The organism is Streptomyces profundus (assembly GCF_020740535.1).
GTDB lineage: Bacteria > Actinomycetota > Actinomycetes > Streptomycetales > Streptomycetaceae > Streptomyces > Streptomyces profundus.
On the sequence record NZ_CP082362.1, the window covers coordinates 3,985,893 to 4,006,917 of the forward strand.

The following is a 21,025-nucleotide window of genomic DNA, read 5'->3' on the forward strand; positions in this document are numbered from 1 at the left end:
GGACGGGGGCCCCGGTCGTTCGCGCCCGGCCGGCGCCGGCCGTTGTCAGATGGTCAACGTGCCCGAGGCCACCAGCACCGTGTGGCCGCCCACCGAGGTGGCGACCAGCTCGCCGTCCCGCCACCGTGCCGACGCCTCGATCACACTGGGCCGGCCCATCGCCACGCCCTGGTCGACGGTCAGGGACAACGTGCCGCCCGAGCCGCCGGGGCCGGCCGCGTGCCCGGCCGCGACCCCGGCCACCAGGCCGGCCGCCGCCGCACCCGTCGCGGGGTCCTCCACCACCCCCATGCCGGGGATGAACGAGCGGGCGTGCAGCCGCGCCCCGTCCGTCAACTCGCCGGCGAACACATAGAGATCGGAGGAGAAGCCGCCGACCTCAGGGCCGAAGCCGGCCGCCCACGCCGCCTGGTTCAACACCGCCCGGTCCACCGCCGCGCCGTCGGCCAGCCGCGCGTAGCAGAACGGCACCCCGACCGAGCCGAACCAGCACTCCAGCACGTCGCTCTCCGACAGCGAGAGCGCCGCCGCGACCGCGCGCGGCTCCGGACGGTCGTCCGTGGTCACATGGGGAGCGGTCATCGTCAGCTCGGCATAGCTCCCGTCGACCCGCACCGAGACCAGGCCCACGCCCTCCTCGAAGAGCACCACACCACCGGTCGCCGCCGGATCGACCAGCTGCTGCCCCACCAGCACGGCGGCTGCCCCCACCGTGGGGTGCCCGGCGAACGGCAGCTCGACCGCCGGGGTCAGGATGCGCAGCCGCGCGCTGTGCGCCGGGTCCTCGGGCGGCAGCACGAAGACCGTCTCGGAGAAGTTGAACTCTCGCGCGATGTCGGCGAGTTGGGCATCCGTCAGCCCTTCGGCGCCCGGCACGACGGCCAGTTGGTTCCCCCCGAAGGGGCGGTCGGTGAACACGTCCGCGATATGGAAGGAGAGGCTCATCCCGGCAGCGTAGATCGCCCCCGCGCCGGGGGCGGGGCCATTTCCCGGCACGATCGACAGGACCGGGCCCCAACCGCCCGGGGCCCTAACCGCCCAGGGCGCTCGCCGGACGCGCCGGCGGGCCGACATAGCGCGCGGAGGGGCGCACGAGCCGCCCCGTGCGCTTCTGCTCCAGGATGTGCGCCGACCAGCCGGCCGTCCTGGCACAGGTGAACATCGCGGTGAACATGTGCGCCGGCACCTCGGCGAAGTCCAGCACGATCGCCGCCCAGAACTCCACATTGGTGGCCAGCACCCGATCCGGGCGCCGCTCGGCCAACTCGGCCAGCGCCGCCCGCTCCAACGCCTCGGCCACCTCGAACCTGGGCGCGCCCAACTCCCGCGCGGTGCGCCGCAACACCCGGGCCCGTGGGTCCTCGGCGCGGTACACCCGATGGCCGAAGCCCATCAGCCGCTCGCCGCCGTCCAGCGCCCGCCGCACATAGCCCTCGGCGTCCCCGGTCCGCTCGATCTCCTCGATCATGCCCAGCACCCGGGACGGCGCGCCGCCGTGCAGCGGCCCCGACATCGCGCCCACCGCGCCGGAGAGCGCCGCCGCCACATCGGCCCCGGTGGACGCGATCACCCGGGCGGTGAACGTGGAGGCGTTCATCCCGTGCTCGGCGGCCGACGTCCAGTACGCGTCAAGCGCGGCCACGTGCCGGGGGTCGGGATCGCCGCGCCAGCGCCGCAGGAACCGCTCGGTGATGCTCTCCGCCCCGTCGATCTCCCGCTGCGGCACCATCGGCAGGCCCAGGCCGCGCGCCGACTGCGCGACAAAGCTCAGCGCCATCACCGCGGCCCGCGCCAGATCCTCCCTGGCCCGCTCCGCGTCGATGTCCAGCAGCGGACGCAGCCCCCAGACCGGCGCGAGCAGCGCCAGCGCGGACTGCACATCGACGCGGACGTCGCCCGAGTGCACCGGGATCGGGAACGGCTCGGCCGGCGGCAGCCCCGGCTCGAACGCCCCGTCCACCAGCAGGCCCCACACCTTGCCGAAGGAGACGTGGCCCACCAACTCCTCGATATCCACCCCCCGGTAGCGCAGCGACCCCCCGTCGCGGTCCGGTTCGGCGATCTCCGTCTCGAAGGCGACGACGCCCTCCAGACCCGGTACGAAGTCGGCGGACATCAGGCGGCTCCTCGCGGCTCGTGCGGCGGCTCATCCAGCGGTCCTGCCGGCGCTCCGGCCGGCGGTCGGTCTGGTGGTCTGTCTGGCGGCCACCTTAACCACGCGTGTCCCTCCGGCGCGGGCTCGGGGAACGATTCTCCCGGGCGTGGGCCTCTGTCAGACCCATGTTGCAAGATATGGCGCGTGTCCCACGCCGAGAACGCCGACCAACCCCGCCGTCCCGCCGCCCGGCGCGCCAAGCGCGGGCGACGCGCCTCGCCCGCCGCCCTCGGGCAGGTCGCGCCCCAGCAGGAGCCCCCACCGCCCCCGCCGCCCGAGCGGCGGGATCCGGCCTCGATGCGCGCGCACTACCGCGAAGTCGGCTTCGCCGAGGAGGAGTTGGCCGCCGAGCCGATCGCCCAGTTCCAACGCTGGTTCGACGACACGGTGCACGGCGGCCTGCACGAGCCCAACGCGATGATCCTGGCCACGGTGGACCAGGCCGGCCGGCCCAGCCAGCGCACGGTCCTGCTCAAGGGCTTCGACGAGCGGGGCTTCGTCTTCTTCAGCAACTACGCCTCCCGCAAGGGCCGGGAGATCGAGGGCAACCCGCAGGTCTCCCTGCTCTTCCCCTGGCACCCGATCGCCCGCCAGGTGATCGTCCAGGGCCCGGTCGCCCGCACCGGGCGGGACGAGACGGCGGCGTACTTCCGCACCCGGCCGCACGGCTCCCAGCTGGGCGCCTGGGCCAGCGAGCAGTCGGCGCCCGTCGCCTCAAGGGCCGCGCTCGACGGCATGTACGCGGAGCTGGCCGCCCGCTATCCGGAGGGCGAGGACGTGCCGGCCCCACCCAACTGGGGCGGATACCGGGTGCGTCCCGAGGCCGTCGAGTTCTGGCAGGGCCGCGCCAACCGCCTGCACGACCGGCTGCGCTACGAGCGCGCCGCCGACGGCGGCTGGTCCGTGGGGCGGCTCTGCCCCTGAGGCGCCACGACGGCGGACGGGCCGAAGGAGGGCGCTCGCACTCCTTCGGCCCGTCGGGCACAAAAGCAACGATCCGCGAGCCTTTGGTCCCCTGGGCGCTGAGCGCCGCGGGGAGCCGGCCGGACTTACCGGCGGCTCGCGGATCGGGTGACTGCTTGGGATAGGCCGGCGGTCGCCGGCTTCGCCACGTGTCGTGTGAACCAGCGGCCTAGGCCGCAGCCACCTCACGCGTCCGGTTGTCATACATCTGACGAACCACCTCCCTTCTCGTGTGACTCAGACGTTAGGCGAACTCCACCACCGGCGCCAAGGGATTTTCGTCCCGCCCCCGGGAGGACCTCCGCCCCGGTCTCGGTGCGACAACGACCTTGGTTCAAACTCTATGTGACGGACGTCACCGTGCAGTTGAATGGATCGGCGCGCACTCGACCGGTGCCCACTCTTCTGTGCTGGGGGTACAGCAGGTGACCACTCACTCCGAGGCAGCTCATCCCGATCACTTCGAGGCCACGCAGGCCGCCGGCCACCCCGAGGGGGCGACTCCGCCGGACCAGGAGGCGGTCCCCGACGACCGGCTGCTCTCCGCGCTGCTCGACGGCATGGACGCGGCCCTGTTCGCTCTCGACACCACGGGCCGCGTCACCCACTGGAACCAGCGCGCCGAGGGGCTGCTGGGCTGGACCGCGGAACAGGCCGTCGGCCGCGCCGGGCTCGGCGGCTGGCTGGTCCGCGAGGCGGACGAGGCCGAGGCCGTCGCCGGGCTGCTGGCCGTGGCGCGGCCCGCGGCCGACGCCGGCCCCGACGCCCGCCAGGTGCGGCACCTCCCCTTCCGGCGAGCCGACGGGGGCCGGGCGCTGATGCGCGTCGCCAGCACCGCGATCCGCGACGCGGCGGGCCGCCCCGTCGGCGTCTACTGCGCCTTCGGCGAGGTGCTCGCCCAACTCGACCTGGAACGCGATCTGGCCCTGAGCGCCGCGCTGTTGGGCGAGGCCGCCTGGGGCGTCCTGCTGGTGGACGCCGACCTCCGCGTGGTCGCGGCCAACGGCAGGGCCGCCGACGCGCTCTCCGCCGCGCCCGTCGGACTGCTGGGGGAGCCGCTCGCCGAGTTCCTCTCCGGCGGGTTCGACGAGCTGGAGAGCGCGCTCGAACACAGCCTCGCCGGCCAGCCGCCCCGTGACCCCGTCGAGCTGTGGGTCACCCTGCGGGACGAAGGGCTCGCCGGCCCGGCCCTCTTCGACGACCACCGCCCAGGCGAACAGCGCCGCTGCCTGGTGAGCGGCTTCGTCCGGCTCGGCTCCACCGCCGGCGACGACGCGGCGCCGCTCGGCGTGGCCTGGATCTTCCAGGACGTCACCGAGACCAGGCGGGCCGGACAGGGCGCCGCGCGGCAGCGCTTCCGCGACAGCCAGCTCAGCCGCGCCTCCCGCGCCGCCGCCGACTGCCCCGACCCGATGGAAGCGGCCGTCCTCCACCTGCACTACGCCCTGGCGGGCTTCGCCGACCACGCCCTCCTCGACACGACGAGCGACGCGGGCGGCCTCACCAGGATCGCCGAGAGCCCCGGCAGCTTCGCCGGGCCCAACATGGCGCGGGGGCTGCCGATCCGCTATCGCGCGGGTCACCCGGCGCTCCAGGCGGTGGACTGCGGGGTGCCGGTCAGGGCGACCGGCGGGGTCTCCCGTTCAGCTTGGGCCCACGACCACCGCTGGCCGGCCGACGTCCAGCACGCGCTCTGCGTCCCCGTCCGCAGCCGGGGCCGGGTCCTCGGCGCCCTGACCTTCCTCCGAGGCGAGGGCCGCCGCCCCTTCGACCGCCTGGACGCCGCCTACGGCGAAGAGGTGGCCCTCCGCGTCGGCGCCGCCCTCGACCTCTCCCACCTCCTCACCACGGCGCGCTAGCCCCGCCACCCCCTGCCGGCGGCCCCCCCCGCAGGGGGCGGCCCCCGGCCGGGGGCGGCGCCGCGTCGGGGTGGTGCGTGGGTGCCGTGGCCCGGCGGCGGCTGGCCGTGACGCCGCGCCCGTCCGTTGGCCTGCCTGCCTGCCTGCTTGCCCGGCATCGGCGCCGCGTCGGGGTGGCGCTGGTTCGGCGATCGGCCTGCGGCTGGCCTGCCGGCCCGGCAACGGCGCCGTACCCGGTCCGGTGTGGCTCGCTGCCCGCTGGCCTGCCGGCCGGACAGCCTGCCGTCCCTACGCCGTGTCGGGGCCGTGGCCCGGCGGTCCGGTGGCCGGTTGTGCGAACAAACCGGCCACCGCCCTGGGACAGGGACGTCGGCCCGAGCCCGTCGTGGCCAGGCTCCCGCCAGGGTGCTAGCGGCGCCAGAGGATCTGGTCGGGGTGTTCGCGGAAGACGCGTTCGTTCCACGCCCCGCCGCCGTCCACGTTGGCGGAGCGCAGCAGCGGGGGTTCGACGCCGCGGTCGGCCAGCCGGCCGGCGGCCTCGGCGAAGACGGCCTGGAGCAGCGCGCAGGTCACCACCGTGGACGCGGGGGCGAACGGCGCCCCGATCCGTTCGCTGCTGAGCGTCGCGTCACCGATCGGGATGGCGCTGTCGAGGACCACGTCGCAGTGGTCCTTGAGGAAGGTGCCCGACGGATGGCGGGAGGCCGTGCCGGTGGCATAGCCGACGGAGGTGACGCCGAGCACGGTGAGGCCGCGTTCCCGCGCGTGCTGGGCCAGCTCGATGGGGAGGGTGTTGCGCCCGGAGAGCGAGATGACGATGAGCAGGTCGCCGGGGGCGGCCGGGCTGTTGTCGAGTGTGGCCGGGGCCAGCCCGCTGACGCGTTCCAGCGCGCTCCCCAGAGTGGCGGGGGAGACGTCGACGCCCGTGGTGCCAGGGATGGCCAGAAGATTGACCAGCGCCAGCCCCCCTGCCCGGTAGACTAGATCCTGGGCGGGCAGCGCGGAGTGCCCCGCGCCACTGGCGAACACCTTGCCGCCGGCGGTCACGGTGTCGGCGATCAACGTGGCGGCCTCGGCGATAGGCGCCGCCTCCTGATCTCTGACTCGGCGCAGCAGTTCGATCGCGGCATCGAAGAACTGGTGGGCGAGGGTGTCTTCGCGCATCTGCGGTGCGTCCCTTGCTGCTGGCCGGTGGCGGCGATCCGGGTCTGATAGGGCACACCGTAATGGTCCAGACCAGTTCGGTGTCAATACGCGCGCGCTCGGTTACCTGAGAGCCGGGTCCGTTTTCAGCGGGGTGCGTCAGAATTGCAACAGGGCCACCGCACGAGAAATCGAGGGGCACTTATGTCCGGACTGATCGATACCACCGAGATGTACCTCCGCACCATCCTGGAGCTGGAGGAGGAAGGGGTGGTCCCGATGCGTGCCCGCATCGCCGAGCGGCTTGAGCAGAGCGGCCCCACGGTGAGCCAGACGGTGGCCAGGATGGAGCGCGACGGTCTGCTCACCATCGCTGGCGACCGCCATCTGGAGCTGACGGAGCAGGGGCGTCGGCTGGCACAGCGCGTGATGCGCAAGCATCGGCTCGCGGAGTGCCTGCTGGTCGATGTGATCGGCCTGGAGTGGGAGCAGGTGCACGCGGAGGCGTGTCGTTGGGAGCACGTGATGAGCGACGCCGTGGAGCGGCGGGTGCTCGAACTGCTGAACCATCCGACGGAGTCGCCCTACGGGAACCCCATTCCGGGGTTGGCTGAGCTGGGTGAGACCACCGAGGTCGACGCCTTCCTCGCCGAGGGCGTGGTGGCGCTCTCCGATCTGGACGTGGACGGTGGAAAGACCGTGATCGTCCGGCGGATCGGCGAGCCGGTGCAGACGGACCAGCAGGTCATGCAGACGCTGCGGCGGGCCGGCGTGCAGCCGGGCGCCTCGGTGAGCGTGTCGTCGGCCGCGGCCGGTGGCGTCCAGGTCGGGAGCGGGGGCGAGTCGGCGGAGCTGGACTCCGAGGTGGCGTCGCACGTCTTCGTCGCCAAGGCGTGACCGGGTAGGTGCAGAAGGAGCGGTCGGTCGCCATCGGTGACCGACCGCTTCTCTTTTTGTTCGCCGTCTTCCGCTCTGGCGTCAACTCGCAAGGTCTGTCCACTCGTGAGGGGGAAGTGCGCCCTCATCTCCTTCTGTTCGAATGTCTGTTCGGTATTCTGGGTCGTGGTGATCGGTCGAGGGAGAGGAGGGGCGGCCATGGGGCGCACGATCGAGGTGTCGGGCCAGGGGGAACTGCCCCTGGTGGTGCGAGAGTTCGGCCGCCCCGGGGAGCGGCGTCCCGGTGCGCTGCTGCTGCACGGGCTGATGGGCCACGCGGACCACTGGGCGCCCACCGGGCGGTGGCTCGCCCGCCGCTTCCGGACGGTGGCGCTGGATCAGCGTGGGCACGGCCGCAGCGCCAAGCCGCCCGCCGGGCCCTGGGGGCGGGACGCGTTCGTCGCGGATGCCGAGGCGGTTCTCGAGGAGCTGGGTCTTGCCCCGGCGCTGCTGGTGGGCCACGGCATGGGGGCGCTCACCGCCTGGCAGTTGGCGGCGCGCCGGCCGGATCTGGTGCGGGCGCTGGTGATCTGCGAGATGCGGGCCTCCCCGCCGAGCGCCGAGGCGCAGCGGGGTTGGCGGCGCTGGCTGGGGTCGTGGCCGCTGCCCTTCGCCTCGGTCGAGGAGGTCCGGAGCTGGTTCGCCGAGCGGGATCCGACGCTCAACGCGCCCCAGCCGGCGCGGGGTTCGTTCTTCGCCGAGGTCATGGCCCGCCGTTCGGACGGCTGGCGGCCGGTGTTCAGCCGGGAGCAGATGGCCGCCGTCAGGGACGGCTTCGCGCATGACGCCTTCTGGGAGGAGCTGGCCGAGGTCTTCTGTCCCACGCTGGTCGTCCGGGGGGTGGATGGCGAGTTGGGTCGTGCGGAGGCGCAGGAGATGGTGCGGGCGCTGCCCAGGGGGCGGTACGCGGACATCCCCAAAGCGGGGCATCTGCCGCATCTGGAACGCCCGGATGCATGGCAGGAGACTCTCCAACATTTCGTTGAGGGCGCGTTGATAACGTGAGCTCGGGCGCTGACCTCGTCGGTGCCTCGCAAAGATTGTCATGATCACTTTATGGGGGGCCCGATGAGTCTCATAACCCGACGTACCCGTGTGGCAGCCGCCGCGATGGCGACGGCCGCCATGGTGGCGCTGGCCGGTTGTTCCAGCGACGACAGCAACGACGAGGAGACTCCGTCCACGGACTCCGAGAGCACGCCCGAGGAGGAGCCCGAGGACGAGGCTCCCGAGGCCGGCGGCTCCTTCGGCGACCTGGAGGCCGACGAGATCGGCGACCAGGCGCTGGACGCGCTGCTGGGGGCCGACTCCCTGCGGATGGCGGGCAGCGTCGAGCAGGCGGGGGACGAGATCTCCCTCGATCTGCACCTCAGCCGCGAGGGCGACTGCGCCGGCTCCGTCTCCGTCGCCTCGCAGGGCTCCTTCGAGATCATCAAGCTGGGCGACGAGGTCTGGATGAAGCCGGACACCACGTTCTGGCAGACCGCGGTCGGCACCGCCGACCAGGAGATCCTCACCCAGATCGACGGGTTCTACCTCTACGGCCCCGCCAACGAGGCCCCGATGAACTCCTCGGCCGAGTCCTGCAACCTGGAGACCTTCCTCGGTTCCATCGGTGCGACCAGCTCCATCGGTCTTACCAAGGGCGAGGAGACCGACGTGAACGGCACCCCGGTGCTCACGCTGCACGACGGTGAGGACGCCACGATCCTGGTCGCGTCCGAGGGCGAGCCCTACCCGCTGCGCATCGAGAGCAGCGACCCGTCGGCCCCCTCCGTGATCGACTTCAGCGCGTTCGACGAGCCGGTCCCCACCGACCAGCCCGCCGCCGAGGAGGTCATCACCATCGAGGACCTGCAGTCCGGCGCCTTCCTCAACTGATCGGCCGCGGCAGCCCGCAAGGGCGGACACACCACGAGCGCCGGGGGCAACGGATCACCGTTGCCGCCCGGCGCTCGTCGCGTTCCCGTCGCCGTTCCCGTTCCGCGCACGGACGCCCCCAAGTGCCGGGCGGCGATTGGCGCTCAGTGGGCGCGGGTTGGCGCGGATCGCGATGGTGCTGACTCCTTCGGCGCGTCAGAGTGATGGTTTGCGCACTGTTTGGGGGGCCGATGAGTGTGATGACCGGACGTACCCGGGTGACCGCCGCCGCGATGGCGGCGGCGATGGTGGCGCTGGCCGGTTGTGCCGGCGGCGACAGCGACGGTGGGCGGCCCTGGCCGAGGGAGCCCGAGCCCACGGAGTCGGGGCCCACGCCCGAGGAGGAGCCCGCGGACGACGTCCCCGAGGCCGACGGTCCGTTCGGTGGCCTCGACGGGCAGGAGATCGGCGATCTGGCGCAGGAGGCGCTGTTGGGGGTCGACTCCCTGCGGATGACGGGCACCAGCGAGGAGGCCGGGGAGGATGTCACCCTGGATCTGCACCTCAACCGCGCGGGCGACTGTGCCGGCACCATCTCCGCGGCCCCCGTGGGGTCCTTCGAGATCATCAAGCAGGGCGACGAGGTCTGGATGCAGCCGCATATCTCCCTCTGGGAGAACCTGCTGGGGTCCGCCGCAGGGCCTGAGGCGCTGGCCCACGTCGAGGGTCGGTACCTCCATGGGCCCGTCGGCGAGCCCCCGATGGAAGGCGCGGCCGAGTCCTGCGATCTGGCGAACTTCCTCGGCAACCTCCGTGGGTCCTCCGCCGGCCTGGTCAGGGGCGAGGAGACGGAGGTGAACGGCATCCCCGCGCTCACCCTGCTCGACGGCGAGGACAAGGTGCTGGTCGCCACCGAGGGCGAGCCCTATCCGCTGCGCTTCGCGACCAGGGACCCGACGGCGCCGACGATCGACTTCAGCGCGTTCGACGAGCCGGTCCCCACCGACCTGCCCCCCGCTGACCAGATCATCACCGTCGACGACCTGCGGTCCGGCGCCTTCCTCAACTGAGCCGACCGAGCCGACCGAGCCGACGGATCGGACGGATCGGACGGGTCGCACGGATCGGACGGGTCAGCCCCGGCAGACGGCGCGGGCGGCGGGGGAGCCCCGTCGCCGCCCGCCGCCCGCGTGCTCAGCTCCTGCTCACCGCGGCCAGGATCTCCGGCAGCCGGTCGGCGACCCGGCGCGCCGCGAGCCACAGCGCGAACCAGCAGACGGCCAGGCCGTAGCCGAACCCGATCGGCACCAGCAGCCAGCCCAGCGCCTCCCCGTGCCACCAGTGCGCCAGCAGCCCCACCGGCGCCGCGATCACGGCGCCGGCCAGCATGCCGCCCAGGACGCCGCCCCAGGCCAACCCGGCCTGTCCCGGCGCGACGTTCTTCATCGCGCCCTCCTGCGGGATCGAGTAGGGCAGCCAGGCGCTGGCCACGGCGCCCACCGCCAGCATCGAGCCCAGCAACGCCAGGCACAGGCCCAGGGCGGTCGGCCCGCCCTCCCAGTCGCCGAGCAGGGCCGCCGTACCGATCACGACCAGCACGGTGAAGGGCAGCCCGAGCAGGCAGATCGCCAGCGTCCTGGCCCGCAGTTCCACGAACGCCTCGTGGCTCGACCTGATCGTCTGGGCCACCAGCCAGAAGCCGCTGTAGTCCCCGCCGAACTGGTTGTACATCAACAGCCCGAGCAGGCCCGGCGCCCAGCAGGCCACATAGACGCTGCTCCCGCCCTGGACGCTCAGCACCACGGGCAGCAGCAGGCCCATGCCGAGCGAAGTGGCCCAGGACATCTTGGCCTTGGGGTCGCGCCACGCGTACCGCAGGACGCGCAGCATGACGGTGCCGGTGCGCCCGGTGGGCAGCCAGCCGGCGAGGCCGCCCGCACGGCCCGTCCCGGCCCGGTCGGTCGGGGCGTCGGCCTGCAGGGTGGAGGCGTCGGGGGCGGTCAACAGCCTGGTCAGGGTCGTCCGCCACCACCAGAGCAGCAGCCCGAGCGCCGCGACGGTGGCGGCCAGCGCCAGCACCGCCCAGGCGTGGGAGCCCTCGTCGGCCAGCTGGACGGCCCGCACGGCGGTGGCCGGGGGCAGCCAGCGCAGCACGTCGGCCATGGTGCCGAGCGGCGCCAGGCTGCCGTCCTCGTCGGTCATCCGGCTGATGGCCAGGTTGAGGCCCTGGAGCCCGAAGGCCACCAACAGGCCGCTGAGCACCGCCAGATCGCGTCCCCTGCGGCTGTTGAGCAGCCGGGCGTTGGCGGTCGCCAGGGCGCGGGTCAGGGTCACGCACACCAGCATCACCAGCGGCACCGCGACCACGGCGGCGAGCAGCGCGGCCGTGCCGTGCGCCGTGGCCACCATCGCGCCGAGCACCAGCAGCAGGGTGAACAGCGGGCCGCTGCCCACCAGACCTGAGACCAGCTGGGCGGTCATCAGCGGCGCCGGCCGGAGCGGCAGCATCGCGAGGCGTCCCGGGTCGAGCGTCTCGTCGCCGCCGATGAAGAGCGGCAGGAAGGCCCAGCCGACGGCGACGAAGGCGACCAGCACGATGCCGGCGTCGGGGCCGTACTCGTGCCCGCGCAGGCCGACCATGCCCAGCAGCCCCAGGCCGCCGAAGAGCACCGAGAGGATCACCGTGCCGACGAACGCCGTCGACTTCCCCTTGGACTGGCGCACACCGTTGCGCAGCAGCGCGAGCTTCATCCGGACGAAGGCGGTGGTGACGGTGCCGGTGCTCGGGGTGGCGAGCGCGCTCACCGCGCGCTTCCCAGCCAGTCGAGCCGCTGGCCGGCGGGGTTGCCCTGGACGCCGACGAGTTCGAGGAACGCGCTGTGCAGCGACTCGGCGTCGCCGCGCACCTCGGCCAGCGGCCCGTGCGCCCTGATCCGGCCGGCGGCCAGCACGGCGACCCAGTCGCAGAGCGACTCGACCAGCTCCATCACATGGCTGGAGAAGACCACCGTGGCGCCCGAAGCGGTGTAGCGCTCCAGCACCCCCCTGATGGCCTGCGCCGACACCGGGTCGACGCCCTCGAAGGGCTCGTCGAGGAAGAGCACCTCGGGGTTGTGGAGCAGGGCCGAGGCCAGCCCGATCTTCTTGCGCATGCCGGTCGAGTAGTCCACCACCAGCTTGTGCTGGCTCGCCGACAGGTCGAGCACGTCGAGCAGTTGGTCGGCGCGGCGCTCCAGCTCCGTCGCCGGCAGGCCGCGCATCCTGCCCATGTAGGTCAACAGCTCGCGGCCGGAGAGTCGTTCGAAGAGGCGGAGCCCCTCGGGCAGGACGCCGATCCTGGTCTTCACATCCGCCGGATCCCGCCAGACGTCCCGGCCCACCACCTCGACCTGTCCCGAGTCCGGCCGGAGCAGGCCGGTGATCATCGAGAGGGTGGTGGTCTTGCCCGCCCCGTTGGGCCCGACCAGGCCGACGAACCGGCCGGCCGGCAGGTCCAGGTCGATGCCGGAGACCGCCACCTGCTCGCCGAAGCTCTTCCACAGCCCGCGAACCCGCACCGCGACCGCGTCACCGGCCGGCCGGGCCGGTTGGTCGGGTTGGACGGGTTGGACGGGTTGGTCGGAGGGGCTGCTGGGTGGCGTTATGTCCTGTTCCCCGTTGTCGGTCATGCGGCACACCCTATAAGCCCGCTATCGGACCGATATGTACGGACGGGGCGCCGTGGCGCCGGGGAGCCGGCGGGAGTTCGACCGGCGGCCCGACCGGGAGTTCAACCGTGGCGCGCGGGGCGGGAGACCGGCGCGCGTGGCGAACTACCCGGCGCGGGTATGGGGGAACGCGCCCCGCCGTCCCCGGCCCCACGCGCCCCCCGCGCGCTGCCGGCGCCGGCGGCAACACGCCGCCGGGTCACGGCCGTTCGCCCGGCGATCCGGGCTGGTCCCTCGGCCGGGGGCCGGCCGCGCCCAGCGCCCGGCGCCGCGCCGCGCGGCCGGCCCCCGGGCCCCGCTGGCCGCGTTCGCCCCACTTCGTGCGCCGGGTCCCACGCCCGGGGCGCATGGATGCATCGATGGGGGCATACGGGATGGACCCGTTACCGAACGGGCATTGTTCTGCCCGGGATCACCCGGGCGCTGTCCCGGGACCAGCCCGGCGTGCCGGTCAGCCAAGGGAGCCACCGATGTCTGCCAGACCACTGATCGCCCGACAGCCCAACGAACGCCTGTTGGCGCTGATTCGGGAGGCCAACTGCTCCAACGCGGGACTGGCCCGGCGGGTCAACATGTGCGCGGCGGAACGCGCGCTGGACTTCCGCTACGACAAGACCTCGGTGGCGCGCTGGATCCGTGGCCAGCAGCCGCGCGGGCGGGCCCCGGAGCTGATCGCCGAGGCCCTCGGCCGCAAGCTGGGCCGTCCGGTCACCGTGGACGAGATCGGCATGGGCGCCACCCGGCAGCTGACGTCGTCCGTCGGGCTGCACTTCGCCGCCGGGCTCACCGAGTGCCTGGAGCAGGCGGCCGAGCTGTGGCGCACCGACGTGGGGCGGAACGAGGGGGCGGCAGACGGAGCCGCGCATCCGTACGCCCCCGGCGGCTCCCAGGTGGCGCCGGCGGCGCTGGTCGAGCCCAGCAGGGACTGGCTGATCACCCCGCCCGACGCGGAGGTGGCCAGGGCCAGCGGGCCCAGGGTCGGCGAGGCCGATGTGGCCGCCGTCGTCTCCACCACGGCCGCGCTGGTGGATCTGGACCGCCGCTGGGGCTCGGGCCATGTCCGGCCGCTGGTGGTGCACTACCTCAACGGCACGGTCGCCGGGCTGCTGGCCGGCTCCTACCAGGAGGCCACCGGCCGCGAGCTGTTCGCCGCCGCCGCCCGACTCACCGAGCTGGCCGGCTATATGGCGATCGACAGCGGGCTGCCCGGCCTCGCCCAGCGCTACTACATCCAGGCGCTCCGGCTGGCCCAGGCCTCGGGGGACCGGGGCTTCGGCGGCTATGTGCTGGCCGCCGGAATGAGCCACCTCGCCGCCGAGTTGGGGAACCCGCGCGAGGTGATCCAGCTGGCCAGGGCCGCCCAGGAGGGCACCAGGGGCCGGGTGCCCGCGCGCGCCGAGTCGCTCTTCCTCGCCGCCGAGGCGCGCGGCCACGCCCAGCTGGGCGACCGCGAGAGCTGCCGGCGGGCCGCTTCCGAGGCGCTGGCGGCACACGAACGCGCCGGGGGCGACGGCGACGAGCCGGCCTGGATCAGCCATTTCGACACGGCCTATCTGGCCGACGAGCTGGCCCACTGCCACCGCGACCTCGGCCAGGGCCGCGCCGCGCAGCGCCGGGCGGCCGAGGCGCTGGCCGCGCACCCGGAGAAGCGCACCAGAAGGCGCGCGATAGGCATGCTCATCATGGCGACGGGACAGCTCCAGGAAGGTGATCTGGAACACGCCTGCCACACCGCGAACGAGGCCGGCGGACTGCTCGGCGGCCTCCGCTCCGGGCGCGGCGTGGAGTACTTCGGCGACTTCAGGGCCCGTCTGGAGCCTCATCGGGACCATCAGCTGGTCCGCGACTTCGCCAACCGCTGGTCACCGGCGCCGACTCCGGTCTGATTCCACGCACTTGACGGCCGGCGGGCGGCACACGAGGCTGCGAAGAGCCGGTACCGTGGCCCGGCGAGCGGCGTTGAACGAACGAGGAGCCCCGGGTGACGAGCCACAACGGACGGGACGACGAGCCACGCGAGGGCGTGATACTGCCCCCGGGCGGCGCGCCCAGCGGTGAGCCCCGCCCGGCCCCGACGCCGGCCGCCCCGCCCGCGGGCCAGCCGTGGAACCAGCCGTGGGGCCCGGGTCAGGCGGGCCAGGAGCGGCAGCCCGCGCTCCCCACCCCCACGCAGCAGGTGCCTCGGCTGCCCCCGTCGCCCGAGCCGCCCCGGCCGCCGCGGCTGCCCCCGGGCGGCGGTCAGCACGCGCTGCCGACGCAGGTGACGCCGGTGATCCCCAGCGTCCCGCCGCGGGTGCCCCCCGTGGACAACGAGGGCGCTACCGAGCTGATCCCGCAGATCGAGACCACCACCCAGCTGCGGGCCATCTCGCCCAAGGACCTGCGGCGGGCCCAGCCAGGGCCACGGGGCGGCCGGCACGGACAGGCCCCGCCGCCGCCCGGCCAACCGGCCGCTCCCGCCCCCGACGAGGGCGCGACCGAGCTGATCCCGCTGGTCACCGACCGGCATCCGAACGAGGCGGCCACCGAGCTGATCCAGCCGGTACCGGCCGCCGGCCCCGAGGACACCACCCAGCTGCGCCCGGTGCCGCCCCGCCAGCCGGGCCGGCACCGTTCCCCCGAGCGTTCCCCCGAGCCGACCGGCGGCGCGGACGAGACCCAGGCGTTGCCCGCCGTCGACGGCGAGTTCGGCCAGCTCTTCCGCTCCGCCGCCGACCGCGAGCCGCCGCCGCCCGCCTGGGGCGGCCAGCCGCAGGGCCGGCACGGCGGGCCGCCCCAGGGGCACGGCGGCCCTGGGGCGCGGCAGTACGCCGGCGGTCCCCCGGGGCCCGAGCGCCGTGGCAACCCGAAGGTGCTGATCGGGGCCGTGATCGTGGGCTGCGCCCTGGTCGGCCTGATCGGCGGCTATCTGCTGAGCGGTGACAGCGGCGACGGCGACGCGCCGGGTGACCCGCTCTCGCCCGAGGCGCAGGCCGAGGACCAGGGCGGAGCCGAGGGCGAGGCCGCGGGCGGGGACACCGAGAAGGAGGAGAGCGACGCCGGCGGCGAGGAGGAGGCCGATCAGGGGGCGGCCGAGGCCCAGGCCGAGGCGCTCTCCGCACTCCTGGCGGACAGCAACGACAGCCGCGACTCGGTCATCGAGTCGGTCGCCAACATCCGCGCCTGCCAACACCTCGACCGCGCCGCCGACGACCTTCGGGCCGCCGCCGACCAGCGCAACGGTCTGGTGACGCGGCTCAACGAACTGACGCTGGACGAACTGCCGCAGGGCGACGAGCTGATCCAGGCGCTCACCGACGCGTGGCACGCCTCGGCCGAGGCCGACGACCACTACGCGGCCTGGGCCGACGAGGCCAGGGACGGCGACGGGAACGTCTGCCGGGGCGGCCAGGCCCGGCACACCGCCGTCGCCGGCGAGGGCGACGCGGCCAGCGGGCGCGCCACCGAGGCCAAGGAGCGCGCCGCCGCGCTCTGGAACCCGCTGGCCAGCCAGTACGGCCTTCCGGAGAGGGCGGCCACCCAGCTGTGAACGGTGAACCCGTAGCATCGGTCGACGTGCAAGGTACGGAAAGGTCTTCCCGTCGGCCACGCGGTTCCTCCACCATGGCGGGTATGCCGCTCAACGACATGCCGTGGTGGCGCTGGCGGGCCAACGTTCGCTCGGCGCTGCACATGCTCTCCGACCCCGTGTTCCACGAGACGTGCTGGCTGCCCGGCCTGCCCGGCTACGGCGACGTCACCGACGCCGTCTACCGGCTCGTCGAGGACACCTGGCTGGACAACTGGTCGGCCGAGAAGTACGTCGGTGCCGTCTTCAGGGACGCGGACGAGGCCGCGCTGGTGGATGTCGCGGTGCTGCGGGTGCTGCGGATCATGCACCAGGTCGGCGCTGACGCGCCGGTGGGGGACTATCTGGCGCACGCCAACTGGCCGGAGGCCGTGCAGGCGGCGCGCGAGGCGCACCAGTTGCTGTCGGTCAACGACGGTGAGGATCCGAACGTGCCCCCGCGCACGCTGGACGATCTGGCCGCCGGCGCGCGCAGCGTCTGACGCGCCCCCGCCGATGTGCCAGGCTTGGCGACCATGACGACCTCAACGGACCGGGGCGCCGCCCGGGGCGACGGGCAGAGCGACCAGTACGTGCTGACCCTGTCCTGCCCGGACAAGCCAGGCATCGTGCACGCGGTCTCCAGCTACCTGTTCATGACCGGCTGCAACATCGAGGACAGCCAGCAGTTCGGCGACCGCGACACCGGACTGTTCTTCATGCGCGTGCACTTCACCGGACAGGCCCCCGTCACTCTCGAAAAGCTGCGGGCCAGCTTCGCCGCCGTCGGTGACACGTTCCAGATGGAGTGGCAGCTGCACCGCGCCGACGAGAGGATGCGCGTGCTGCTGATGGTCAGCAAGTTCGGCCACTGCCTCAACGACCTGCTCTTCCGCACCCGGATCGGCGCGCTGCCCATCGAGATCGCCGGCGTGGTCTCCAACCATCCGACGTTCGAGGAGCTGGTCGGCTCCTACGGCGTCCCGTTCCACCACATCCCCGTCACGGCGGACAGCAAGCCGCAGGCGGAGGCGGCCGTGCTGGACATCGTGCGGGCCGAGCAGGTCGAACTGGTCGTCCTGGCCCGCTACATGCAGGTGATCTCGGACGATCTCTGCAAGCAGCTCGCCGGGCGGCTGATCAACATCCACCACTCGTTCCTGCCGAGCTTCAAGGGCGCCAAGCCGTACCACCAGGCGCACGCCCGGGGCGTGAAGCTGATCGGCGCGACCGCGCACTATGTCACGGCCGAACTGGACGAGGGCCCGATCATCGAGCAGGAGGTCGAGCGCGTCGGGCACGGCCTCACCCCGAACCAGCTGGTCGCGGTGGGCCGGGACGTCGAGTGCCGGGCCCTGGCCAGGGCGGTGCACTGGCACAGCGAACACCGCGTGCTGCTCAACGGCCGCCGCACGGTCGTCTTCGACTGAGACCGGCGGGGCCCGCGTCAGAGCCGGGACATCGCCGCTGCCGCCGCGAGCACGTCGTGGACGATATCGGGGTCGCCCTCGGTGCCGGACGCGGCGTCCTCCGGGGTGACGCGGCCGGCCGCCAGCTGGCAGAACACCACGTCGTCCAGGGCGACATGGGCCACCGACGCCCTGGCGGCCGTGCGGTTGACGCCGGCCACGGGGGAGTCCAGCGGGATGAACCAGTCGCCGCCGCCCGCGCCCTCGATCTCCAGATGCAGCGTGCGCCCAGGCGAACCGGCCGTGGTCAGCCTGGCGGGGGAGCGGGCCAGGCCGGCTCTGCGCCGCCCCGCGATGCTGTGCGGCAGCCGCCGCGCGGCCAGATCGACCAGCAGCCGCAGATGCGGGGCCAACGGCGGCTCGTACGGGTACTCGACGGCCTCGGCGACATCGCCCGCGTGCACCCAGCAGGCGAACGCCCGGTCCAGATAGAGGTCGGAGAGCGAGAGCGCGCCGCCCTCCGCCGGGAGGTGGCTCGGGCCGTAGCCGGAGCGGGGCACCCGGCGCTCGCCCATCCGCCCGCCCGTGCGGGAGGCGGCCCAGACCAGCGCCCTGGTCTGCGCGCGCCAGGGCTGCCAGGCGTCCGTCGGCCGGCAGGACCGCCGCTCGTCGGCCGCCCACCTGGCCAGCGTGCGGGCCACCGGATCGTCCGGGTCGGTCAGCCCCGGCTGGCCGGCCAGCGGATCGGGCAGCCCCATCGTCCGCGCCAACAGCCCGTCCACGGCGAGCAGATGGTCCAGCACCCCGGAGACGGTGGTGGACCGCCTCAGCTCCGACTCCTCGGCGAACCAGCGCAGCCGGACGGCCGTCAGCCACTCGTCCTCCGCCATGTCGTGCAGCAGCGCGTCGAACCTGGCGGCCTCCGCGTCCAGCGGCGCGGCCCAGGTGGGCACGGGCAGCCGCGCCGGGCGGCGGGACAGGCAGTCGTCCAACACGTCGGCCCGCAGTTCGGGATCCAGATCCAGGCTCCGGCGCGGCTCCAACAGCATCGCCGCGTCCCGCAGTCGCATCCCCTCGTCGGCACAGCGGGCGCAGTGCCCGAGATGCGACTCGACGCGTTCGACCTCCTCGTCCGAGCAGGCGGACAGGGCCCAGGCGCCCAGCAGGGACAACACCTCCTGGTGGTGTCCCCGGTGCTCGTCCCGCGCGTTGTCCGGGGGATCCTCCGGCTCCTCGACCCACTCCTCGTCGCCGAACGGGCGCGTCACCTGATCCCTGGGCATGGCCGTGCCGCGACGCGGTTCGGGCACCCGGCTCACGGCGTCCATGGCGCTCGCGCCGTCGCGTGCGCCGGCGTGCTCCTGCTCCCAGCCGCCGGGGCGCGAGCCGCTCACCTGGCCTCCCCGGTCATGTCCGCCGGCGCGTCCGGGCTGTACTGCGCCGCTGACGACAGCAGCTGGAGCCCGAGCCGCAGCCGCCGTCTGGCCTCGTCCTCGCTGATCCCCAGGCGCTCCGCCATCTGCCGGTAGTCCTGCCGCTGGAACCTGGTCAGCTCCAGGGCGGCGCGCAGCGGCGCCGGCATGGCCGTGACGATGTAGTCCGCCCGCGCGGCCGTGGAGGCGGCGCGGACCTGCGCCGAGACGCCGGGCCCCGCGGCGGCGCCCCGCAGCCTGGCGACGGCGAGCCGGTGCGCCAGAGCCGCGATCCACGACCGCATGGTGCCCTGCCGGGGGTCGAAGTCGTCCGGCGACTCCCAGATGGCGCCGAACACCTCACGGGTGACCTGCCCGGTGGCCTCGTCGTCGTCCAGCACCCGCCGCGCTATCCCGTAGGCGAGGGAGGCGAAGCGGTCGTACAGCTCGGCCAGGGCCGCCGCTTCCCCGCGACGGAGCCGCTCGCGCATGTTCCGGTCCCAGTGTGGCGGCGTCTCGTGCGCCATTCGGCCCCCATTCCCGTCCGCCTGACGACAACCTCCGGCCCCGTAGGCACGTCAAATGTAGTGTGCGGTGCGCTCACCGCGCGCCCCCGCGAGTTGACCTTCCCCCGGCTCGCCGGGGAACGCCCGCCTTCGCGCCGCCGCCGGGCGGCGGCGGGTGGCCGGGATGAGCCGGGATCGGCCGGATGAAGGGTGGCGGGACGGCCCGCGGCCGAGTTGTGACGCGTGCCGAAGGGGAAAGTGGGCAGGTCGCGTAAGAGGACGACGGAAGGAAAGACGATGACGGCGCTGCGGGTGCGGGCGGAGCAGTGGGGGGAGTGGACCGTGCTGCGCGTCGTCGGCGAGCTGGATCTGGCGACGTCACCGACCGTGCGTCAACGGGTGCACGACGCGGTCGCCGACGGGCACAGACGCCTGGTGCTCGATCTGTCCGAGGTCCTCTTCTGCGACTCCAGCGGGGTGGGCGTGCTGGTCGGAGCGCGGCGGTTGATGCGTTCCTGCGCCGGTGAGCTGCGGCTGATCCTGCCGGCCAGGGGCGCGGAGGACGGCTCCCATGTGAACCGCGTGCTGGCCGCGCTCGGCGTGCGCCGGCTCTTCGACTGCCACCCCGACCTGGCCTCGGCCGTCGGGGACGCCAACGCCTCGCTCTCCGCCTGACGGTTCCTTCTCCCGAGCCCTCGCGCGCCGGTAGTGCGCCCCCTCGCGCTGGCGCGCGCCGTCCTTCACCGCGACGCAACCTGTGAAGTGGCTCTCGTGAGCCTTGCCTTACTCCTGTTCGAGCGAACGTTTCAGGGCTCGTACAGCCACCCGCCGGCTTACTCCTTTGCGCCGGATTATTCCGGAAGCGCTTGTTGTCCGACTCGCCCGTCAATCATGCTGTCCTGAGCTGGGGTTGTGCCTCGGTGTGAGGTGTTTTGTCCGGCGGTTCGGATGGTGTGAACGGTGCAGGAGCAGGAAAGACAGTTGGAGGTGGCCGCCGAGCCCTCGGAGGTGGCCCGTGCGCGGAGCTGGGTGCGGGCACAGCTGGGGCGAGGGCGGCCGTGCCCTGCCTGCCCCGACGCGGCGCCGGGCGACACCCTGGTGCTGTTGGTCTCCGAGTTGGTGACCAACGCCGTGGTCCACACCGGCCGTCCGGCCGTGCTGCGGCTGGCGGTTCGGCGCCCGGAGGCGTCGCGCGCCGAGCGCGGCTGCGCCGGGGTGCCGGTGCGCCTTGAGGTGGTGGACGGCGGCGGCCAGGCGCCGATGCCCCGCCAGGCCACCCGCTGTGACACCGGCGGGCGCGGCCTGGAGCTGGTCGAGGTGCTGGCCGACCGCTGGGGCTGGCAGTGGGAGGGCGAGGGGAAACGCGTCTGGTGCGAGTTGGACTGCTCGCCCCCGGGTCAACCCCCGGACGAGGTCTCTCCGGAGGGGCGCAAGGTTCCGGCCAGGTATTGACGTCCTGTATTGGCTTGATGACCCTGTGAAGGGTTCCGTTCGGCCGTGGAGGCCGGCTCGAACGGGGCGGGGTGAT

19 protein-coding genes are annotated in these 21,025 nt (G+C 73.6%); 12 read left to right on the forward strand and 7 right to left on the reverse strand.

The window, feature by feature from the left end; translation table 11 throughout:
* Positions 1-45: 45 nt before the first annotated feature.
* Complete coding sequence (locus K4G22_RS17650; protein ID WP_228081251.1) at positions 46-945, reverse strand: PhzF family phenazine biosynthesis protein; 900 nt, start codon at positions 943-945, stop codon at positions 46-48.
* Positions 946-1,030: 85 nt separating this feature from the next.
* Positions 1,031-2,116: a citrate synthase 2 gene (locus K4G22_RS17655; RefSeq protein ID WP_228081252.1), complete on the reverse strand. Its 1,086-nt coding sequence runs from the start codon at positions 2,114-2,116 to the stop codon at positions 1,031-1,033.
* Between the two features lie 336 nt (positions 2,117-2,452).
* Between K4G22_RS17655 and pdxH the strand changes: the two genes are divergently transcribed.
* Both pdxH and K4G22_RS17665 read left to right on the forward strand, forming a co-directional pair.
* Positions 2,453-3,079 (forward strand): pyridoxamine 5'-phosphate oxidase, encoded by a 627-nt coding sequence (gene pdxH, locus K4G22_RS17660; RefSeq protein ID WP_228084130.1) that lies wholly within the window; start codon positions 2,453-2,455, stop codon positions 3,077-3,079.
* Positions 3,080-3,543: 464 nt separating this feature from the next.
* A complete protein-coding gene (locus tag K4G22_RS17665; protein ID WP_228081253.1) occupies positions 3,544-4,977 on the forward strand; it encodes a PAS domain-containing protein in 1,434 nt (477 codons plus the stop codon).
* A gap of 408 nt (positions 4,978-5,385) precedes the next feature.
* Here the strand turns inward: K4G22_RS17665 and K4G22_RS17670 are convergent, their stop codons facing one another.
* Positions 5,386-6,141 (reverse strand): SIS domain-containing protein, encoded by a 756-nt coding sequence (locus K4G22_RS17670; RefSeq protein WP_228081254.1) that lies wholly within the window; start codon positions 6,139-6,141, stop codon positions 5,386-5,388.
* A 183-nt stretch (positions 6,142-6,324) separates the two neighbouring features.
* Here K4G22_RS17670 and K4G22_RS17675 point away from each other — a divergent pair, with 183 nt between their 5' ends.
* The 4 genes from K4G22_RS17675 to K4G22_RS17690 all read left to right on the forward strand — a co-directional run bounded on the left by K4G22_RS17675 (position 6,325) and on the right by K4G22_RS17690 (position 9,986).
* Positions 6,325-7,017, forward strand: coding sequence for an iron-dependent transcriptional repressor DtxR (locus tag K4G22_RS17675; RefSeq protein WP_228081255.1), 693 nt, complete (start codon positions 6,325-6,327; stop codon positions 7,015-7,017).
* Positions 7,018-7,215: 198 nt separating this feature from the next.
* On the forward strand, positions 7,216-8,061 hold the full coding sequence (locus tag K4G22_RS17680; protein ID WP_228081256.1) for an alpha/beta fold hydrolase: 846 nt from the start codon (positions 7,216-7,218) through the stop codon (positions 8,059-8,061).
* Positions 8,062-8,124: 63 nt separating this feature from the next.
* Positions 8,125-8,937, forward strand: coding sequence for a hypothetical protein (locus K4G22_RS17685; RefSeq protein ID WP_228081257.1), 813 nt, complete (start codon positions 8,125-8,127; stop codon positions 8,935-8,937).
* 239 nt (positions 8,938-9,176) lie between these two features.
* A complete protein-coding gene (locus K4G22_RS17690; RefSeq protein ID WP_228081258.1) occupies positions 9,177-9,986 on the forward strand; it encodes a hypothetical protein in 810 nt (269 codons plus the stop codon).
* A 124-nt stretch (positions 9,987-10,110) separates the two neighbouring features.
* Here K4G22_RS17690 and K4G22_RS17695 read toward each other — a convergent pair whose 3' ends face one another.
* Positions 10,111-11,667, reverse strand: a complete 1,557-nt coding sequence (locus K4G22_RS17695; protein WP_228084131.1) for a transporter — start codon at positions 11,665-11,667, stop codon at positions 10,111-10,113.
* Positions 11,668-11,717: 50 nt separating this feature from the next.
* Positions 11,718-12,584: an ABC transporter ATP-binding protein gene (locus K4G22_RS17700; RefSeq protein ID WP_228081259.1), complete on the reverse strand. Its 867-nt coding sequence runs from the start codon at positions 12,582-12,584 to the stop codon at positions 11,718-11,720.
* A 509-nt stretch (positions 12,585-13,093) separates the two neighbouring features.
* On the opposite strand from K4G22_RS17700, the gene K4G22_RS17705 reads away from it, so the two are divergent.
* The 4 genes from K4G22_RS17705 (at position 13,094) to purU (ending at position 17,600) form a co-directional block, all read left to right on the forward strand.
* Positions 13,094-14,509 (forward strand): NsdA family TPR-like regulatory protein, encoded by a 1,416-nt coding sequence (locus tag K4G22_RS17705; RefSeq protein WP_228081260.1) that lies wholly within the window; start codon positions 13,094-13,096, stop codon positions 14,507-14,509.
* Between the two features lie 95 nt (positions 14,510-14,604).
* Positions 14,605-16,152, forward strand: a complete 1,548-nt coding sequence (locus tag K4G22_RS17710) for a hypothetical protein (protein ID WP_228081261.1) — start codon at positions 14,605-14,607, stop codon at positions 16,150-16,152.
* Between the two features lie 74 nt (positions 16,153-16,226).
* The gene (locus tag K4G22_RS17715; protein ID WP_228081262.1) at positions 16,227-16,673 is read left to right on the forward strand and encodes an SCO4402 family protein; all 447 of its coding nucleotides are present in this window, start codon (positions 16,227-16,229) and stop codon (positions 16,671-16,673) included.
* Positions 16,674-16,706: 33 nt separating this feature from the next.
* The gene (gene purU / locus K4G22_RS17720; RefSeq protein ID WP_228081263.1) at positions 16,707-17,600 is read left to right on the forward strand and encodes a formyltetrahydrofolate deformylase; all 894 of its coding nucleotides are present in this window, start codon (positions 16,707-16,709) and stop codon (positions 17,598-17,600) included.
* Positions 17,601-17,617: 17 nt separating this feature from the next.
* On the opposite strand, the gene K4G22_RS17725 is transcribed toward purU, so the two are convergent.
* Together K4G22_RS17725 and K4G22_RS17730 are read right to left on the reverse strand one after the other, a co-directional pair.
* Entirely contained in the window at positions 17,618-18,973 is a 1,356-nt protein-coding gene (locus K4G22_RS17725; protein ID WP_228081264.1) for a zf-HC2 domain-containing protein, read from the reverse strand.
* On the reverse strand, positions 18,970-19,518 hold the full coding sequence (locus K4G22_RS17730) for a sigma factor (RefSeq protein ID WP_228081265.1): 549 nt from the start codon (positions 19,516-19,518) through the stop codon (positions 18,970-18,972). The genes K4G22_RS17725 and K4G22_RS17730 overlap by 4 nt, the downstream gene beginning before the upstream one ends.
* A gap of 276 nt (positions 19,519-19,794) precedes the next feature.
* On the opposite strand from K4G22_RS17730, the gene K4G22_RS17735 reads away from it, so the two are divergent.
* Entirely contained in the window at positions 19,795-20,172 is a 378-nt protein-coding gene (locus K4G22_RS17735) for an STAS domain-containing protein (RefSeq protein WP_228081266.1), read from the forward strand.
* Positions 20,173-20,457: 285 nt separating this feature from the next.
* On the forward strand, positions 20,458-20,949 hold the full coding sequence (locus tag K4G22_RS17740) for an ATP-binding protein (protein WP_228081267.1): 492 nt from the start codon (positions 20,458-20,460) through the stop codon (positions 20,947-20,949).
* The last annotated feature ends 76 nt before the right edge of the window (positions 20,950-21,025 follow it).

What these genes read in the sequence shown, in the direction of transcription:
- pdxH (WP_228084130.1), top strand. Translation starts at nt 2,453, where the DNA reads ATGCGCGCGCACTACCGCGAAGTCGGCTTCGCCGAGGAGGAGTTGGCC.
- K4G22_RS17705 (WP_228081260.1), top strand. Translation starts at nt 13,094, where the DNA reads ATGTCTGCCAGACCACTGATCGCCCGACAGCCCAACGAACGCCTGTTG.
- K4G22_RS17690 (WP_228081258.1), top strand. Translation starts at nt 9,177, where the DNA reads ATGACCGGACGTACCCGGGTGACCGCCGCCGCGATGGCGGCGGCGATG.
- K4G22_RS17655 (WP_228081252.1), bottom strand. Translation starts at nt 2,116, where the DNA reads ATGTCCGCCGACTTCGTACCGGGTCTGGAGGGCGTCGTCGCCTTCGAG.
- K4G22_RS17670 (WP_228081254.1), bottom strand. Translation starts at nt 6,141, where the DNA reads ATGCGCGAAGACACCCTCGCCCACCAGTTCTTCGATGCCGCGATCGAA.
- K4G22_RS17680 (WP_228081256.1), top strand. Translation starts at nt 7,216, where the DNA reads ATGGGGCGCACGATCGAGGTGTCGGGCCAGGGGGAACTGCCCCTGGTG.
- K4G22_RS17730 (WP_228081265.1), bottom strand. Translation starts at nt 19,518, where the DNA reads ATGGCGCACGAGACGCCGCCACACTGGGACCGGAACATGCGCGAGCGG.
- K4G22_RS17650 (WP_228081251.1), bottom strand. Translation starts at nt 945, where the DNA reads ATGAGCCTCTCCTTCCATATCGCGGACGTGTTCACCGACCGCCCCTTC.
- K4G22_RS17675 (WP_228081255.1), top strand. Translation starts at nt 6,325, where the DNA reads ATGTCCGGACTGATCGATACCACCGAGATGTACCTCCGCACCATCCTG.
- K4G22_RS17695 (WP_228084131.1), bottom strand. Translation starts at nt 11,667, where the DNA reads ATGAAGCTCGCGCTGCTGCGCAACGGTGTGCGCCAGTCCAAGGGGAAG.
- K4G22_RS17735 (WP_228081266.1), top strand. Translation starts at nt 19,795, where the DNA reads ATGACGGCGCTGCGGGTGCGGGCGGAGCAGTGGGGGGAGTGGACCGTG.
- K4G22_RS17700 (WP_228081259.1), bottom strand. Translation starts at nt 12,584, where the DNA reads ATGACCGACAACGGGGAACAGGACATAACGCCACCCAGCAGCCCCTCC.
- K4G22_RS17685 (WP_228081257.1), top strand. Translation starts at nt 8,125, where the DNA reads ATGAGTCTCATAACCCGACGTACCCGTGTGGCAGCCGCCGCGATGGCG.
- purU (WP_228081263.1), top strand. Translation starts at nt 16,707, where the DNA reads ATGACGACCTCAACGGACCGGGGCGCCGCCCGGGGCGACGGGCAGAGC.
- K4G22_RS17715 (WP_228081262.1), top strand. Translation starts at nt 16,227, where the DNA reads ATGGCGGGTATGCCGCTCAACGACATGCCGTGGTGGCGCTGGCGGGCC.